This is a genomic window from Martelella endophytica (assembly GCF_000960975.1).
Classification (GTDB): domain Bacteria; phylum Pseudomonadota; class Alphaproteobacteria; order Rhizobiales; family Rhizobiaceae; genus Martelella; species Martelella endophytica.
This window is the reverse complement of the sequence record NZ_CP010803.1, coordinates 252,854-268,590: the sequence shown is the minus strand read 5'-3', so window position 1 is coordinate 268,590 and position 15,737 is coordinate 252,854. Positions and strand designations below refer to the sequence as shown.

General features: G+C 64.5%; 13 protein-coding genes. 6 read left to right on the top strand and 7 right to left on the bottom strand.

The window, feature by feature from the left end; translation table 11 throughout:
* Positions 1-8 precede the first annotated feature (8 nt).
* Entirely contained in the window at positions 9-1,472 is a 1,464-nt protein-coding gene (locus TM49_RS01185; RefSeq protein WP_045679184.1) for a TonB family protein, read from the top strand.
* A gap of 127 nt (positions 1,473-1,599) precedes the next feature.
* Here the strand turns inward: TM49_RS01185 and TM49_RS01180 are convergent, their stop codons facing one another.
* Complete coding sequence (locus TM49_RS01180; protein ID WP_144409422.1) at positions 1,600-2,463, bottom strand: tetratricopeptide repeat protein; 864 nt, start codon at positions 2,461-2,463, stop codon at positions 1,600-1,602.
* Positions 2,464-2,638: 175 nt separating this feature from the next.
* Positions 2,639-2,851, bottom strand: coding sequence for a 30S ribosomal protein S21 (gene rpsU, locus TM49_RS01175; RefSeq protein WP_024710130.1), 213 nt, complete (start codon positions 2,849-2,851; stop codon positions 2,639-2,641).
* 305 nt (positions 2,852-3,156) lie between these two features.
* Here rpsU and TM49_RS01170 point away from each other — a divergent pair, with 305 nt between their 5' ends.
* The 5 genes from TM49_RS01170 to TM49_RS01150 are packed head-to-tail and all read left to right on the top strand — an operon-like array spanning position 3,157 to position 9,048.
* Positions 3,157-4,410, top strand: a complete 1,254-nt coding sequence (locus tag TM49_RS01170) for a sarcosine oxidase subunit beta family protein (RefSeq protein WP_045679182.1) — start codon at positions 3,157-3,159, stop codon at positions 4,408-4,410.
* Positions 4,411-4,421: 11 nt separating this feature from the next.
* The gene (locus TM49_RS01165) at positions 4,422-5,258 is read left to right on the top strand and encodes an alpha/beta fold hydrolase (protein ID WP_045679181.1); all 837 of its coding nucleotides are present in this window, start codon (positions 4,422-4,424) and stop codon (positions 5,256-5,258) included.
* A 4-nt stretch (positions 5,259-5,262) separates the two neighbouring features.
* Positions 5,263-5,559: a sarcosine oxidase subunit delta gene (locus TM49_RS01160; RefSeq protein WP_045679180.1), complete on the top strand. Its 297-nt coding sequence runs from the start codon at positions 5,263-5,265 to the stop codon at positions 5,557-5,559.
* Entirely contained in the window at positions 5,556-8,513 is a 2,958-nt protein-coding gene (locus TM49_RS01155; RefSeq protein WP_045679179.1) for a sarcosine oxidase subunit alpha, read from the top strand. The genes TM49_RS01160 and TM49_RS01155 overlap by 4 nt, the downstream gene beginning before the upstream one ends.
* Positions 8,506-9,048 carry a sarcosine oxidase subunit gamma gene (locus TM49_RS01150; protein WP_045679178.1) on the top strand — a complete coding sequence of 181 codons (543 nt, stop codon included), beginning with the start codon at positions 8,506-8,508 and terminating at the stop codon, positions 9,046-9,048. Before TM49_RS01155 ends, TM49_RS01150 begins: the two co-directional genes overlap by 8 nt.
* A gap of 24 nt (positions 9,049-9,072) precedes the next feature.
* On the opposite strand, the gene TM49_RS01145 is transcribed toward TM49_RS01150, so the two are convergent.
* The 5 genes from TM49_RS01145 to glgA are packed head-to-tail and all read right to left on the bottom strand — an operon-like array spanning position 9,073 to position 15,736.
* A complete protein-coding gene (locus tag TM49_RS01145) occupies positions 9,073-10,128 on the bottom strand; it encodes a DUF2332 domain-containing protein (protein WP_045679177.1) in 1,056 nt (351 codons plus the stop codon).
* A 2-nt stretch (positions 10,129-10,130) separates the two neighbouring features.
* Positions 10,131-10,619 carry a MaoC family dehydratase gene (locus TM49_RS01140; protein WP_045679176.1) on the bottom strand — a complete coding sequence of 163 codons (489 nt, stop codon included), beginning with the start codon at positions 10,617-10,619 and terminating at the stop codon, positions 10,131-10,133.
* Positions 10,620-10,628: 9 nt separating this feature from the next.
* Positions 10,629-12,656, bottom strand: a complete 2,028-nt coding sequence (glgX, locus tag TM49_RS01135) for a glycogen debranching protein GlgX (protein ID WP_045679175.1) — start codon at positions 12,654-12,656, stop codon at positions 10,629-10,631.
* 7 nt (positions 12,657-12,663) lie between these two features.
* Positions 12,664-14,289: an alpha-D-glucose phosphate-specific phosphoglucomutase gene (locus TM49_RS01130; RefSeq protein ID WP_045679174.1), complete on the bottom strand. Its 1,626-nt coding sequence runs from the start codon at positions 14,287-14,289 to the stop codon at positions 12,664-12,666.
* 1 nt (position 14,290) lies between these two features.
* Positions 14,291-15,736, bottom strand: a complete 1,446-nt coding sequence (gene glgA / locus TM49_RS01125; protein WP_045679173.1) for a glycogen synthase GlgA — start codon at positions 15,734-15,736, stop codon at positions 14,291-14,293.
* Position 15,737 lies beyond the last annotated feature (1 nt).

Genomic DNA, 15,737 nt, shown 5'->3' with positions numbered 1-15,737 from the left:
CAGGCGGCATGCTGGATAGCCCCGCACGCGAGGAGGCGGACGGGGAGCCCGTCGTCACGCCTCCGGAAATCGAGGTCGATACCGCAGCCGACAATCGCTTCGATGCCGTGGTCTTCGAGCTACTGAGCCAGGCAAACGCCAAGGCTGTGCCGCTCGCGCCAAAGACCGAGGCGCCTCCACCGGTGGCTGCCGGGCCGGAACTCTCCGAAGCCGACGCCGAAATGATCGCACCGACGCTGCCGCGCCTCGTGCCGCTGGCCGCGGGCCGCAAGCGCCAGGTGATGTCGTCGGCCGCACTCGGCTCGGTGATCTTCCACGCGCTCGTCTTTGCCATGGTGATGAATGTCGCCAAGCCGGTGCCGGAGGCGCCGCAGGAAGAAGGTGGCGTCGTCGTCAATGTGGTTTCGCTTGGAAACGGCGACGCCGATGCCTTGGCTGCGGGTGAGGATGTGATCGAGACGCCCGTGGAGGTCGAGGCCCAGCCGGTGCCGGTTGAAACGGCAAGGGCCGTGACGGCCGAGCCGCTGGAGGCCACCCGACCGGTGGAGCAGGCGCAGGCGCCGCGACCCGAGGTCGCCGAAACGCCGGCAATGGAGGCACTGCCGGCGGCTCCGGCCGAAACGCCCGTTTCGCCCGCCCTGCCGCGGCCGGAACCGGAGGTTCTGGCGGTTGCGCCGAGCGAGGCCTTGTCGCCCGATGCCGTTCCCCCCTCCGCGCCGCCGCCGGCCGTAGTCGCAGAGACGGCGGAGGCCCTGCCGCCGGAAGCGGCGAGCGCCGTGACGCCCGAGGCTGCGGAAGCGCCGCCGCCGGAAACCGCCGCGGCCCTGCCGTCCGAGCCGCTCGAAGCAACCCCTCCGGCTGCCGACACGCCGCTGCGGGCCACGTCTGCGCCGAGCGAAACGGTGACAGCCACCATCGATGACCCGGAATTCGACATCGCCCCGCCGGTTCCCCAACCGTCGCCGTGGGAAAACGAACCGCTGCCCGAAGACCAGGTCGCTGCTCGCAAGGCCGCCGAGCCGCCGCCGACCCCGAGACGCACGGTTCAGCGCCAGACATCCGGTTCCGGCGGTCAATCGAGCCAGAATGCCCGCCGGGGTGCCGCCACCGCCACCGCCAGCAGCGGTGCGACGAAGGCAGCGAGCGCGCGGACGGGCTCCACGGGCGATGGCGCGGCGGCTATGGCCAATTATGCCGGCAAGGTCGGAAGCCGCCTGCGCCGAGCCGTCGCGGTGGAACGCTATTATCGCGGTCACGGTCCGCTCAACGCCACCGTCGTGGTGCGCATGACGCTCAACCGCGGCGGCGGCATCGCCTCACTGTCGCTTGCCCGATCCTCCGGCAACGGGGCCGTCGATGCCATCGTGTTGCAGCGCGCCCGTTCGGCCGGTCCATTCGGTTCATTTCCGTCAAGCTATTCCGGCAACTCGCATTCCTTCAGCCTGCCGATCAATCTGAAGCTTGAGCGCTAAGCCGGCGTCATTGCTTCTTGCGCCGTGCCCGGATTTGGGGCGATGCTGAGCAACGCAAAAGGGCGCCCACAAGGCGCCCTTATCAGTCACGGACAAGCCGCGTTCAAAAAGTTGGGTAGTGTGCCGCTTATGCCGCTCCGCCGGCGACGCGCTGCAGGCCCTGGATGGCGGGCTGATAGCTGGGGTTCAGCGCCTTGGCCTTCTGGTAGTAGGACGCGGCCTTCTGGAAATCGCCCTCGCGCTCGAAGATCAGACCCATATTGGCCCAGCTCTCGGCGTTCTGCTGGTCGAGCGCCAGAGCCTTGGTGAAGTCGGCCTTCGCGTTCTGGTCGTCGTTGAGCGCCAGATACGAGACGCCGCGGCCATTGTAGGGGTAGGGCGCCTTGGGTGCGAGCGAGATCGCGGAGGAGAAATCGGCAATTGCCTGTTCCTGCTGGCCGCGCTGCTGATAGATCAGGCCGCGATTGTGATAGGCGCGCGGATCGGTGGTGTTCAGATTGATCGCGCGGGTATAGTCGCTCAGCGCATCGTTCTGCTGGCCGGCCTCGCGATAGAGATTGCCGCGGCCGATATAGGCGATGTCGTAATCCGGATTGATCTGCAGCGCCCGGTTATAGTCGTTCAGCGCTTCCATCTGGCGGCCGAGGCTGCGCTCGATCAGGGCACGGTTGGCATAGGCCTGATAGTAGTTCGGATCGAGCTGCAGGGCGCGGTTGAAGTCGTCCATCGCCCGGCGGTCGTCACCGGCGCGCCCATAGGCGGCGCCGCGCACATTGTAGGCGCCCGGATCGTTCGGATTGGCGGCAATCACCTGTGACAGCGAAGAGATGTTCTGTTCCGACCCTTGCGAAGCGTCGATCGAGACGACGTTCTGGTTCATCATGTCGGTGGTCGAGCAGGAGGCGAGCAGGCCCATCGCACCGGCGGTCAGGATGGCGCGGAGCGCGTGTCCGGTTCCGGTTCTTCCATTGCCAGCGATGTTGCGTGTCATCTTCATCCTCTCAAGCGTGAATCTGTTCCGTCACCCGATAAGCCGACAGCGGCCGGATTGTTCCGGCGTGCGCTGCGACGATCGCTACACGACCAAGGTAAACAACTACCAAAGAAAAAGGCGGGGGCATGAGCTCCCGCCAGAAGAACGCTTCATTGTGCCGAAAAAACGACAATCAGCGCGAAACGAGACCTTCACGGATCGCGCGCTTGCGCGCCAGCTTGCGAACGCGACGGATGGCTTCGGCCTTTTCGCGCGCACGCTTCTGCGAGGGCTTTTCGTAGAAGTCGCGCATCTTCATTTCGCGGAAAATACCTTCGCGCTGCATCTTCTTCTTGAGAGCGCGGAGAGCCTGGTCAACATTGTTGTCGCGGACAAGTACTTGCACGTGTATCCCGTTCCTATCTTTCGTGTGGCGGCCTGCCCGGCAGGCGTCATCGGTGTATCGTTCGGGCAGCCTCGCCCATTACTGGCGTCGCGGATAGCAGATTGGAGCGCGTGAGTCCAGTCCAAAGCGAAGCCATTGCGCCGCCGCGCCGCGATTATTTTCGCCGGCCTGTCCACCAGGGCGATCAGGCGATGTCGAAGGCGGGTCGCAAAAGCGTCGCAAAAAGGACGTTGCACCCCATTTCGATTTGCGATTGGTATAGGGGCGGCGGCCTTGGCCGGCTGCGGAACCGATGGAGCCTGAAGATGCGCAGATATTCCGTTTTCGCCCTGGCGCGGGAGGCGATGCGACACCACAAGGGGTGGGAGAAGCACTGGACCTCGCCTGAGCCGAAGAGCGAATATGACGTCATCATCATCGGTGGCGGCGGTCATGGCATCGGTGCGGCCTATTATCTGGCCAAAGAGCACGGCATCACCAACATCGCCGTGCTCGAGAAAGGCTGGATCGGCGGCGGCAACACCGGCCGCAACACCACCATCGTGCGCTCCAACTATCTCTACGACGAGAGCATGGACATCTACGAGCACTCGCTGAAGCTCTGGGAAGGCCTGTCGCTCGACCTCAATTACAATGTCATGTATTCGCCACGGGGCGTGATGATGCTGTCGCACAACGAACATGACCGCCAGTCGTTCAAGCGGCATGTCCATGCAAACCGGCTCTATGGCATCGACAATGATTGGCTGACGCCCGTTGAGGCGAAGGACTACTGTCCGCCCCTCGATATTTCGGCCAGCGCCCGCTATCCGATCAACGGTGCGGCCCTGCAGCGACGGGGCGGCACGGCCCGCCATGATGCGGTGGTCTGGGGCTATGGCCGCGCGGCGTCCGACCGCGGCGTCCACATCATCCAGAACTGCGAGGTCAAGGCGATCCGCCGCGGGCCGGATGGCGCGGTCACGGGTGTCGAGACGTCGAAGGGCTTCATCGGCGCGAAGAAGATCGGCGTTTCCGCCTCCGGTCATAATTCGGTGGTGATGGCGATGGCGGACGTCCGCCTGCCGCTCGAAAGCCAGCCGCTGCAGGCGCTGGTGTCGGAGCCGCTGAAGCCGATCTTTCCCTGCGTCGTCATGTCGAACTCGGTCCACGCCTATATCTCGCAATCAGACAAGGGCGAACTGGTGATCGGGGCTGGCACCGACCAGTACAATTCCTATTCCCAGACCGGTGGACTGCAGATCATCACCCACACGCTCGATGCCATCTGCGAACTGTTTCCGATCTTCCGCCGGGTGAAGATGATGCGCCAGTGGGGCGGCATCACCGACAACACGCCGGACCGCTCGCCGATCCAGAGCGTCACGCCGGTGCCGGGCCTCTACGTCAATTGCGGCTGGGGCACGGGCGGCTTCAAGGCAACACCGGGTTCGGCCCATCTGTTCGCGCACCTGATCGCCAAAGGCGAGCCGCACAAGCTCGCGGCGGGCCTCACGCTCGATCGTTATCGCACCGGTCGCCTGATCGACGAAGCCGCCGCCGCGGCCGTCGCGCACTGAGGGGAGGACGGATGCTCTGGAACGTCAGCGAAAGGGCAGAGACCAGCGCCGGAACGGTGGCCTGGGGCCGTGCGGGCGAGGGACCGCCGCTCGTGCTCGCCCATGGCTGGCCGTGGTCGTCCTATTCCTGGCATTGCCTCGTTCTGCCGCTTTCAAGGGCCTACACCGTCTACTGGTATGACATGCCCGGCTTCGGACGCTCCGACAAGAACCCGGAGCAGGCTACCGGGCTTGACGTTCAGGGACAGGTGTTCAGGGAAATGCTGGAATTCTGGCAGATCGACGAACCCACCGTCTTCGCCCATGATTTCGGTGGCGCGGTGACGCTTCGCGCGCATCTGCTTCATGATGTCGCCTATCACGAGCTCATCTTGATGAATGTCGTGGCGCTGAGCCCGTGGGGATCGGATTTCTTCGATCATGTCGGTCGCCATGTGGATGCCTTCACTCCGCTTCCGCCGCATATCCATGCCGCGATTGTGGGAGCCTACATCAAGGGTGCCCTTGTCAGCGACATCGATGCTCACGACCTGCGCGAACTGGTTTCCCCGTGGCTCACGCCGGAAGGGCATGTCAGTTTCTACCGGCAGTTTGCCCAGGCCGACGACCGTTTCACCGACGAATTCGCCGACAGGCTCGGGCGGATCGATTGCCCGGTCGCGGTGCTGTGGGGCGAGCAGGATCCGTGGATCCCGATCAAGCGCGGTCACGTGCTGGCGGGCAAGATCGGGGTGGGCCTGCATCCGATCCCCGGCGTCGGCCACATGCCGCAACTCGAGGCTCCGCGCGCTGTTCTCGATGCTCTCAATGCGATACCCGGCGCCCTGCCCGGACTGAAGGGAAACTGAAACCATGCTGCTCATTCATTGTCCCTATTGTGGTGAGGCGCGGAGCGAACTGGAATTCGCCGCCGCCGGCGAGGCCCATATCGCCCGGCCGGAGAATATCGCCGAGATCTCCGACGAGGATTTCGCCAACTATTTCTTCATGCGCAGCAATCCGAAGGGCCTGCATTTCGAGCGCTGGCGCCATATCCGCGGCTGCGGCCGGTTCTTCAACGCCGCCCGCGATACGGTGACCGATCGTTTTGTCGCGACATACAGGGCCGGCGAGCCGAAGCCTGCCGAACTTCAGGGAGAAGGCCGATGAGCGGCGCGTTCCGCATTGCCGGCAAGGGGCGGCTGACGCCGGCAAAGACCGTCCGTTTCTCCTTCGACGGCAAGACCTATACTGCGCTCGAGGGCGACACGCTGGCTTCGGCACTGCTCGCCAACGGCATCCATCTTGTCGGCCGTTCCTACAAGTATCACCGCCCGCGCGGCTTCCTGACGGCGGGCTCGGAAGAGCCTAACGCGCTATTCGATATCGCCCGCGACAGCGCAAGGCGGCAGCCGAATGTGCGCGGCCCGGTGCAGGAGGTGTTCGACGGCATGAAGGCGGGCTCGCAGAACCGCTGGCCATCGCTCTCCTTCGATGTTGGCGCGGTCAACGATTTCCTGTCGCCGTTCCTGATCGCCGGCTTCTACTACAAGACCTTCATGTGGCCGCGTGCGGCCTGGCACAAGCTCTATGAGCCGGCGATCCGCCGAGCGGCGGGCCTCGGGGAAGCGCCGAAGGAAGAGGATCCGGATCATTATGCCTGCCGCTATATCCACTGCGACGTGCTGGTGGTCGGCGCCGGTCTGGCCGGGCTGACGGCCGCGCTGTCGGCTGCACGTACCGGCAAGGACGTCATCCTCTGCGACGAGAAGCCTGAGCCGGGCGGGGCGCTGCAATATGAAAGCGAGACCACGATCGATGGCCAACCGGGCTATCAGTGGGCGATCGATACGCTGAACGTGCTCGAAAGCATGCCGAATGTCCGCTATCTGCCGCGCACGACAGCGTTCGGCTACTACAATCACAATTTCCTCGGGCTTGCCGAACGGCTGACCGATCATCTGCCGAGTGCCAAGGCCGATGGGCCGCGCGAGCGGCTCTGGCAGGTACGCGCCGAAAAGGTGGTGCTTGCGACCGGCGCCATCGAGCGGCCGATGGTGTTTCCGGCCAATGACCGGCCGGGTATCATGCTGGCCTCGGCCGCGCGGCTCTATCTCAATCACTATGGCGTTGCCGTCGGTGAGCGGGTCGGCGTCTACTGCGCCCATGATTCCGCCTATGAGGCGGCGTTCGACCTGAAGCGGGCCGGCGTGAAAGTGGTGGCGATCGTCGACAGCCGTGCCGAGCCGGGCCCCGGCCTTGCCGAAATGGCGAAAGCGCTCGACATCAAGCTTCTCACTCACCACACCGTCACCGGCACCAGGGGGCGGCTCAGGGTCAGGTCCATGCGGGTGAAGGCGAAGGATGGCGGCAGGACGCGGGATTACGCGATCGACGCGCTGATCACCTCGGCCGGCTGGACGCCGTCGGTGCACCTGTTCTCGCAGTCGCGCGGCAAGCTGGTGTTCGATGCCGAGCATGAACGCTTCGTGCCCGGCACCCATGTCCAGAACGCAGTCTCGGTCGGCGCCTGCAACGGCACGGACGCGATTGCGGCGCTGGTGGCGGAGGCGGCTGCCGAAGGCGGCGGCTTTGCCGAGATTGCGGCCGAGAACCAGTTTGCCTGGACCGGCGGCATGCTCGGCGAAGACGAGACCGCCGCAAGCCACGCCAAGGCCTTCATCGACTATCAGCACGATGTCTGCGCCAAGGATATCCGTCAGGCCGTGCATGAGGGCATGGCCTCGATCGAGCACATCAAGCGCTTCACCACCAATGGCATGGCCTCCGATCAGGGCAAGCTTTCCAACATGCACGGTCTAGCGATTGCGGCGGAAGTGCTCGACCGACCGATCCCCGAAGTGGGCCTCACGACCTTCCGCCAGCCTTTCACGCCGGTGAGCTTCGGCACGCTGGTCGGCCATTCGCGGGACGAGCTCTTCGATCCGGCGCGCAAGACGCCGATGTATGATTGGGCGGAAAGGCAGGGCGCCGCCTTCGAGGATGTCGGAAACTGGAAGCGTGCCTGGTATTTTCCCCGCGCAGGCGAGACCAAGGAGGATGCCGTCAACCGCGAATGCCGGACGGCGCGGCAGGCGGCCGGGGTGTTCGATGCCTCGACGCTCGGCAAGATCGAGGTCGTCGGCCCGGATGCCGAAGCCTTCATGAACCTGATGTATTCCAACGCCTGGTCGACGCTGAAGCCCGGCAAGTGCCGCTATGGCCTGATGCTGCGCGAGGACGGCTATGTCTATGACGACGGTGTCGTCGGCAGGCTGGCCGACGACCGCTTCCATGTGACGACGACGACCGGCGGTGCGCCGCGTGTTCTGAATCTGATGGAAGACTATCTGCAAACCGAGTTCCCGCATCTGAATGTCTGGCTGACCTCAACCACGGAGCAGTGGGCGGTGATTGCGGTGCAGGGGCCGAAGGCGCGCGAGATCGTCGCCCCGTTTGTCGAGGGCGTCGATATTGCAAACGAGGCCTTCCCGCATATGAGCCTCGCCGAATGCATGGTCTGCGGCGTCCCGGCGCGGTTGTTCCGGGTCTCGTTCACGGGCGAACTCGGCTTCGAGATCAATGTGCCGGCCGATTACGGCGCCGCCGTCTGGGAGACGATCTTCGAACGGGCGCAGGGCCTTGGCGGCTGTGCCTATGGTACCGAGACCATGCATGTGCTGCGCGCCGAGAAGGGGTATATCGTCGTCGGTCAGGACACTGACGGCACAGTGACCCCTTATGATCTTGGCATGGGCTGGGCGGTGTCGAAGAAGAAGGCCGATTTCGTCGGTATACGCGGCCTGAAACGCCCGGACCTTGTGGCCGGCGGCCGCAAGCAGCTCGTCGGGCTGACGGTCAAGAACAATCCTCGGCTGGTGCTGGAGGAGGGCGCGCAGATCGTTGCCGATGCGAATGCGGCAAAGCCGGTGCCGATGCTCGGCCACGTCACCTCGGCCTACTGGTCGGAGAACCTGCAAAGCGGGATCGCCATGGCGGTCGTCAAGGATGGCCATCAGCTGAAGGGCACGACGCTCTATGTCCCGATGCCCGGTCGCTCGATCGCCGTCGAGGTGGTCGATCCGATATTCTATGACAAGGAAGGAGCCCGCATCCATGGCTGAACAACGCGCTCTGCCACTCGAAGGTGTCTATGGCGGTTCCGGGCTTGCCCGGCTGGTCGTGGCCGGCCCGGCGAGCCGGCTCTCTCTGCGGGCTGGCGAGGCGGCTGTTGCAGGCCTTTCGGGCATGCTCGACATCAGCCTGCCGACCGTGCCGCTGACGGCGACGCGTGGCGATGGCCGTTATGCCTTCTGGCTCGGCCCGGACGAATGGCTGGTGATCGACGAGGTCGGCGGCGATCTCGGCGAGGCTCTCGGCCCCGCAGCCGCGCCCTATTCCGCGGTCGATATCTCCCATCGCAATGTCGCGATCATGGTCGATGGCCCGGGCGCGGTGGCAACGCTCAATGCGGGCAGCCCGCTCGACCTGCGACTGGAAAAATTCCCCGTCGGCAAGGTCACCCGCACCGTGCTGGGCAAGGCCGAGATCGTGCTCTACCGCAAGGACGAAAACACCTTTCGCGTGGAATGCTGGCGCTCGTTCGCCCCTTACGTCTTTGCCCTGCTTGATCAGGGTGCGAAGGACGCGGCGTTCTGACACTCATCGCCTGAGAGCACTGGTCTATGCCAGCCCCTGCCACTCGACCCAGCGACCGTGAAAATCGGCGCGCCCGAGGGCGTGGGTCTCGCCGTCCGGCCAAACCGTGAGCGTCAATCCCGCACCCCGGCCGGCGTTATCGGCTTCCATGGCGAGATGGCAGAGCGGTGCGTCTTCGCCGGCGCGCGCGCCGGCCTCGGCGATCAGCCGCAGGCCCTCCCGCTGAGCGTGGTCCGGCAGATATTGCCAGGCGATGGTGTGATAGACGACATGAACGGCGCCACTGCGCGGTGCTGCAAGCCGCTCATCAAGCCACGAAACGGCGTCGGCCTTCTCGACGGTGATGTCGGTTTCGCGGGCGAGCTGAAGGGCCTTTTCGGTCCTTTCCAGCCGGTCCGCCTGATCGGCCCAGATATAGGACAGCAGGCGTTCACAATCTTCGGGACTTTGGGCGCTAAGCGGATTGAGGTCGCAGCCTGCACGCTCTTTTACGGTGATTGCGGCATGCGGCGGCAGCGGGCCAGACCAGTCGGGCGCGGTCGTGAACGGTGCTTCTCCCGAAGCCGGGAGATAGTCCGTGCCATCGAACCGGTAGCCGAAACGGTCCCACAACAGATTGAGCCCGGCTGAGGCGCCGACCTCGGACAGGATCAGCGGCTTGCCTGGGAAGCGTGCGGCGATAGCGGCAAAGGCGGGAAAAAGTGCTGCGGAGCGGCGCACTTCGTTCGTCTGCGGCGCGGATTCCATGCGGGTGGCGATGAAGCCATGATGTTGCGAAAGCGCCTGTTCGACAGCCTGCCACAGGCTTCCGTCATCGGCCTGTTGCGGCGGGTAGACGGCGGCAAGCGGCGCATAACCCTGCCGTTTCAACGCATGCAATGCGCCGCAGAAACGCAGCGCCAGCGCATCCGCCACGACGCGGGTTTCCGGCCAGGCTTCGACAAGCGAGGCGATTTCGCCGGGTCCCGAGAGTTGGTCGGCGGCAAGCCGGCAGAGACGGGCGGTGAAGGGAGAGCCGAGGTCGTCGCAGGCCCGCGCCTGCCGTTCGAAGGCCGCACGGATTGCAACGTTGGCGACCATGGCTACACCGTTTCCGGGCGGTCGGCGGCGTCGAACTGGATGAGCGTGATCCAGTCGGCGGTGAGGGCCGGCTTGCGCTCGCCCTCGATCTCGACGCTGACGGCATAGTTGATGGCGAGCAGTTCGGCGCCCCGGAAGCGGGCGTCCTTCAGCACAAAATGGCCGCGCACCTGCGCGCCGCTCTTCACCGGCGTCATGAAGCGCACCTTGTCGAAGCCGAAATTGATGCCCATGGTCTGTTCGCGGACCTTCGGCACGCAATCGAAGTTCATCGCCGACAGCAGCGAGAGCGTCAGGAAACCGTGGGCGATGGTGCCGCCGAACGGCGTTTCGGCGCGGGCGCGCTCCGGGTCGGTGTGGATGAACTGGTGATCCAGGGTTGCATTGGCGAAGGTGTCGATCATCGACTGGTCGACGGTGAACCAGCGCGACACACCGACCTCATGGCCGACGAACCCCTTCACGTCGGAAAGCGAAATCTCGATGGGCATGGCTGTCTTTCAGTTTCCCCTGTGGAGTGCCGCCGCATCGGCCCCGAGGCCCGTCCACGAGCCGTTTTCAGAAAGCTTCTCCGCATAAAACGATACCGATCTCGGTGCAAGGGCGATGTCGACCGCGCCCTGCTTTTCGCCGACAACCATGTGCCAGCCGTGATCGTCGCGCTCCGGCAGGGTGAAGATCGCATCCTCGTGCGAACGGTTGATCAGCACCGCAAGCCGGGTCCGGTAGCCGGCGGTCCGGTCTTCGGTGTCAAGCACGACGCTGAGGCAGTCGCATCGCGGAGCTTCCCAGTCGGCGACAGCCATCGCCTGGCCGTCCGGCCTCAGCCATTCGACCTCGCCGGTGGCGAAGAACTCGGTCTCCGAAAATACCGAGAAACGCTTGCGCATTTCCGAGAGCATGGCGGTATACTCGATCAGCTCGTAATCCAGCATCTTCCAGTCGAGCCAGGTGGTCTCGTTGTCCTGGCAATAGGCGTTGTTGTTGCCCTTCTGGCTGTGCCCGCCTTCGTCGCCGGCCTTCAGCATGATCGCGCCGCGGCTGGCAAAGAGCGAGGCAAGCAGTGCCTTCGCATCCTGCTTGCGCCGCTCCAGAACGACGGGATTGTCCGTCTCACCCTCAATACCGTTGTTCCAGGAATAGTTCTCGTCGTGGCCGTCGCGGTTGTTCTCGCCGTTCGGGCCGTTGTGCTTGTGCACGTAGGCGGTGATGTCGGTAAGCGAGAAGCCGTCATGGGCGGCAATGAAGTTCACCGAGCGCGTCACATGCGCATCGCGCACCGAGAAGATGTGCGACGAGCCGGAAAGCGCGTCGGCAAGCCGGCCGGTCAGATATTCGTCGCCGCGCCAGAAACGGCGCAGGTCATCGCGCGCCCGGTCGTTCCACTCGAGGAAGGGCGCTGGGAAATGGCCGAGCTGATAGCCGCCCGGACCGATGTCCCAAGGCTCCGCAATCATCGTGCGGTCCTTCAGCACCGGGTCGGTGAGGATCGCTGACAGCGTTTCGGCATGAGTGTCGAAGCCTTGCGCTGTGCGGCCGAGGATCGGTGCCAGATCGAAGCGGAAGCCATCAATGCCGGCCTGGGTGACGAAGGTGCGCAGGCTGTCGAGGATCAGCTCGCGGACGACCGGATGATCGCAGGCGACCGTGTTGCCGCAGCCGGTGTCATTGATCAGCACCGATGGGTCGTCCGCCGCATGGCGATAATAGGTGCGACTGTCGAGGCCGCGCAGGCTGAGCACGCCGCCGAACTGGTCGCTTTCGCCGGTGTGGTTGAAGACGAGATCGAGGATCACCCCAATGCCGGCCGCGTGCAGGGCCTCGACCGCGCCGCGCAGTTCGGCAAAGCCACCGGGGCAGAGCCGCGGGTCGAGCGCCATGAAAGTGACCGGGTTGTACCCCCAGGAATTGGTGAGCCCGAGCGGCTTCAGGTGGCGCTCGTCGATCCAGGCGGTGACCGGCATCAGCTCGATCGCATCGACGCCGAGCGTCTGAAGATGTTCGATGACGGCGGGATGGCCGAGCGCCGCGACGGTGCCGCGAACGCTCTCGGGAACGTGCGGGTTGAGCATCGTCAACGCCTTGATGTTCGCCTCGTAGATCAGGCCGCCATCGGGAAAGGGAATATGGCCGGGCGCGGTGGGCGCATCGGCAACGACGATCGCCCTCGGCACGATGTCGGCGGTGTCGACGCCGAATTCCAGAAGCTTGTCGTCGAAGACATAAGGCCGGTCGATTTCCCGCGCATAGGGGTCGACGAGAAGCTTGGCGGGGTCGAACCATTGCCCGCGCATCGGCTCCCACGGACCATAGGCGCGGTAACCGTAGCGCTGGCCCGGCTTCAGTCCGTCGACGAAGAGCGAGAACAGCGATCCGCGCTCATGCGCCATCGGCAGGCGCGCGGTTTCCGTGCCGGCCGTGTCGAACAGGCAGAGCTCCATGCCGGAGGCGTTTTCCGAATACACGGAAAATTCGACGCCCCGGTCTGAAACCCTCACACCGGGCGTTTTGTCTCGACTGCTGGTCATACGCTTCTCAGGTGATGACGGTTGGTTCGGTCCGTCCGGTGCGGGCGACGATCCCGGCGATATGCTCGGCATAGGCAATCAGCTCGGCAAGCGTTTCCTGCGTGTCCTGATCGTGTTTGGCCGGATCGGGCTCGTAGTGTTCGAGATAGACGCGCAACGTCGCGCCCGAGGTGCCGGTGCCCGACAGGCGGAAGACCACGCGGGAGCCGCTTTCGAACATGATCCGAACGCCCTGTTTCTTTGATACGGACCCATCGACCGGATCGTGATAGGCGAAATCATCGGCCTCGGCGACCGTGAGTTCGCCGAACGTGGTTCCGGGCAGGGTTTCGAGCTTGTCGCGCAGCGCATCCATCAGGCCGTTGGCGGCGTCCGTGTCTATGCCTTCATAGTCGTGGCGCGAGTAGTAGTTGCGGCCATATTCGGCCCAGTGCGACTTGACGATGTCATAGGCGCTCTCGCCACGCATGGCGAGGATGTTGAGCCAGAGCAGCACGGCCCAGAGCCCGTCTTTCTCGCGCACATGGTTGGAGCCCGTGCCAAAGCTTTCCTCGCCGCAAAGCGTTGCCTTGCCGGCGTCGAGCAGGTTGCCGAAGAACTTCCAGCCGGTCGGCGTCTCGTAGGCGCCGATGCCGAGCTTTTCGGCGACACGGTCGGCGGCCTGGCTCGTCGGCATCGAACGAGCGATCCCGGCAAGGCCACCCTTGTAGGCGGGTGCCAGATGGGCGTTGGCGGCGAGCACGGCGAGACTGTCGGAGGGCGTGATGAAGATGCCCTTGCCGACCACCATGTTGCGGTCGCCGTCGCCGTCGGAGGCGGCGCCGAAGGCGGGTCCGCCCTCGCTCATCACCTCGTCATAGAGTTCCTTGGCATGGACCAGGTTCGGGTCCGGGTGATGCCCGCCGAAATCCTCAAGCGGCGTGAAATTGCGGACGGTGCCTTCGGGCGCGCCGAGGCGGTTTTCGAGAATTTCCTTGGCGTAAGGCCCGGTCACCGCGCTCATGGCGTCAAAGGCGATCTCGAAACCGTTGGCGAGGAAGGTGCGGATCGTGTCGAAGTCGAACAGCTCTTCCATCAGTTCGGCATAGTCGGCGACCGGGTCGAAGACCTCGACCTCCATGTCGTCGACCGTATAGATGCCGATCTCGTCAAGCGGGACGTCTGGGGCTTCGGATATCCGGTAGCGGTCGATCAGCTTGGAGCGCTCGAAGATCGCGTCTGTGATCTTTTCCGGGGCCGGGCCGCCATTGCCGGTGTTGTACTTGATGCCGAAATCCTCGTTCGGGCCGCCGGGATTGTGGCTTGCCGACAGGATGATGCCACCGAAAGCCTGATACTTGCGGATCATGTTGGATGCGGCCGGCGTCGACAGGATGCCGCCCTTGCCGACCATCACCTTGCCGAAGCCGTTGGCAGCCGCCATCTTGATCGCGGTCTGGATCACGGTGCGGTTCAGATAGCGGCCGTCGCCACCGATCACCAGCGTCTTGCCGGCATAGTCATCGAGGCTGTCGAATACAGACTGGATGAAGTTTTCCGCATAGTGCGGCTGGGAGAATACCGGCACTTTCTTGCGCAGGCCGGATGTGCCGGGCTTCTGGTCGTCAAAGGGCGTGGTCGCGATCGTGGTCATCTTACTTGGCCATCAGCTGAAGTTTCGAATAAAGGTCGGCGTAACGGGCGGCGCTGGCATCCCAGGAGACATCGCTCTTCATGCCCTGTTTCTGCATCTGCAGCCAGATCTTCTTGTCGTTGTAGAGGTCGATGGTGCGGCGGATGGCATGGATGAGGGACCAGGTCTCGACCGGCGAGAACTGGATGCCGGTGGCCGACTTGCTGGCAAGGGCCGCCGGATTGGCATCGACGACGGTATCGGCGAGGCCGCCGGTGCGGGCCACGACGGGCACGCAGCCATAGCGCAGGGCGTAAAGCTGGGTCAGGCCGCAGGGCTCGAAGCGCGACGGGATGAGAATGGCATCGGCACCCGCCTGTTGCATGTGCGAGAGCGTCTCGTCGTAACCGATGACGGTGCCGACGCGGCCCGGATGGCGGCGCACCGCATCGAGGAAGGCCTGCTCGAGATTGTAGTCGCCAGAGCCGAGCACGGCGAGCTTGCCGCCCATGGCGACCAGAGCGTCCACGGCCTCGGCAAGCAGATCCATGCCCTTCTGCCAGGTGAGGCGGGAGACGACGGAGAAGATCGGGCTATCGTCATTGTCGAGGCCGAAATTCTCGCAAAGCCGGATGCGGTTGTCATCGCGCAGGCGAAGCTTGCTCGCGGTGAAGCGGCGCGCGATCGTCTCGTCGGTCTCCGGGTCCCAGACATCGGTGTCGATGCCGTTGACGATGCCGTGAACGGTATGGGCGCGAGCCGATATCAGTCCCTCAAGCCCCATGCCGAACTGCGGTGTTTCGATTTCGCGGGCATAGGTCGGGCTGACGGTGGAGACCGCCCAGGCCGTCTGCAGGCCGCCCTTGAGGTAGCCGATGCGGCCGTAATACTCGATGCCGTCGACCGCGAGCGCGTGCGAGGGCAGGCCAAGCCAGGGGAATATGCCGGCATCGAAATTGCCCTGGAAGGCGATGTTGTGGATGGTGAGGATCGATGGCACTTCCGGCGTCTCGGCATAGCGCATGAAGACCGTGGTCATCGCCGCCTGCCAGTCGTGGGTGTGGACGATGTCCGGGCGCCAGTCTGAAAGCGTGCCACCGGCGATCTCGGCGCCGGCCTTCGACAGTGCCGCGAAGCGTCGCCAGTTGTCGGAATAGCCCTCGCCATGCGGGGCATTGTAGGGGTTGCCCATCCGGCCGAAATAGGCCGGAGCGTCGAGGATCAACAGATCGAGGCCTGCATGCTTGGCGGCGAGCAGTGTGGCCGGCTCGCCCAGAAGGTTCGGGAAGTCGTGCAGCTTGACCGCCTTGTCGGCAACGGCCTTCATCACCGCCGGATAGCCGGGAACGAGCGTGCGGGTTTCAATGCCGAGCCCCTGCAGCGCAAGCGGCAGCGCGCCTGCGACATCGGCAAGCCCCCCGGTCTTGATCAGCGGGTAGATTTCCGATGCGACGGAAAGAACCTTCATG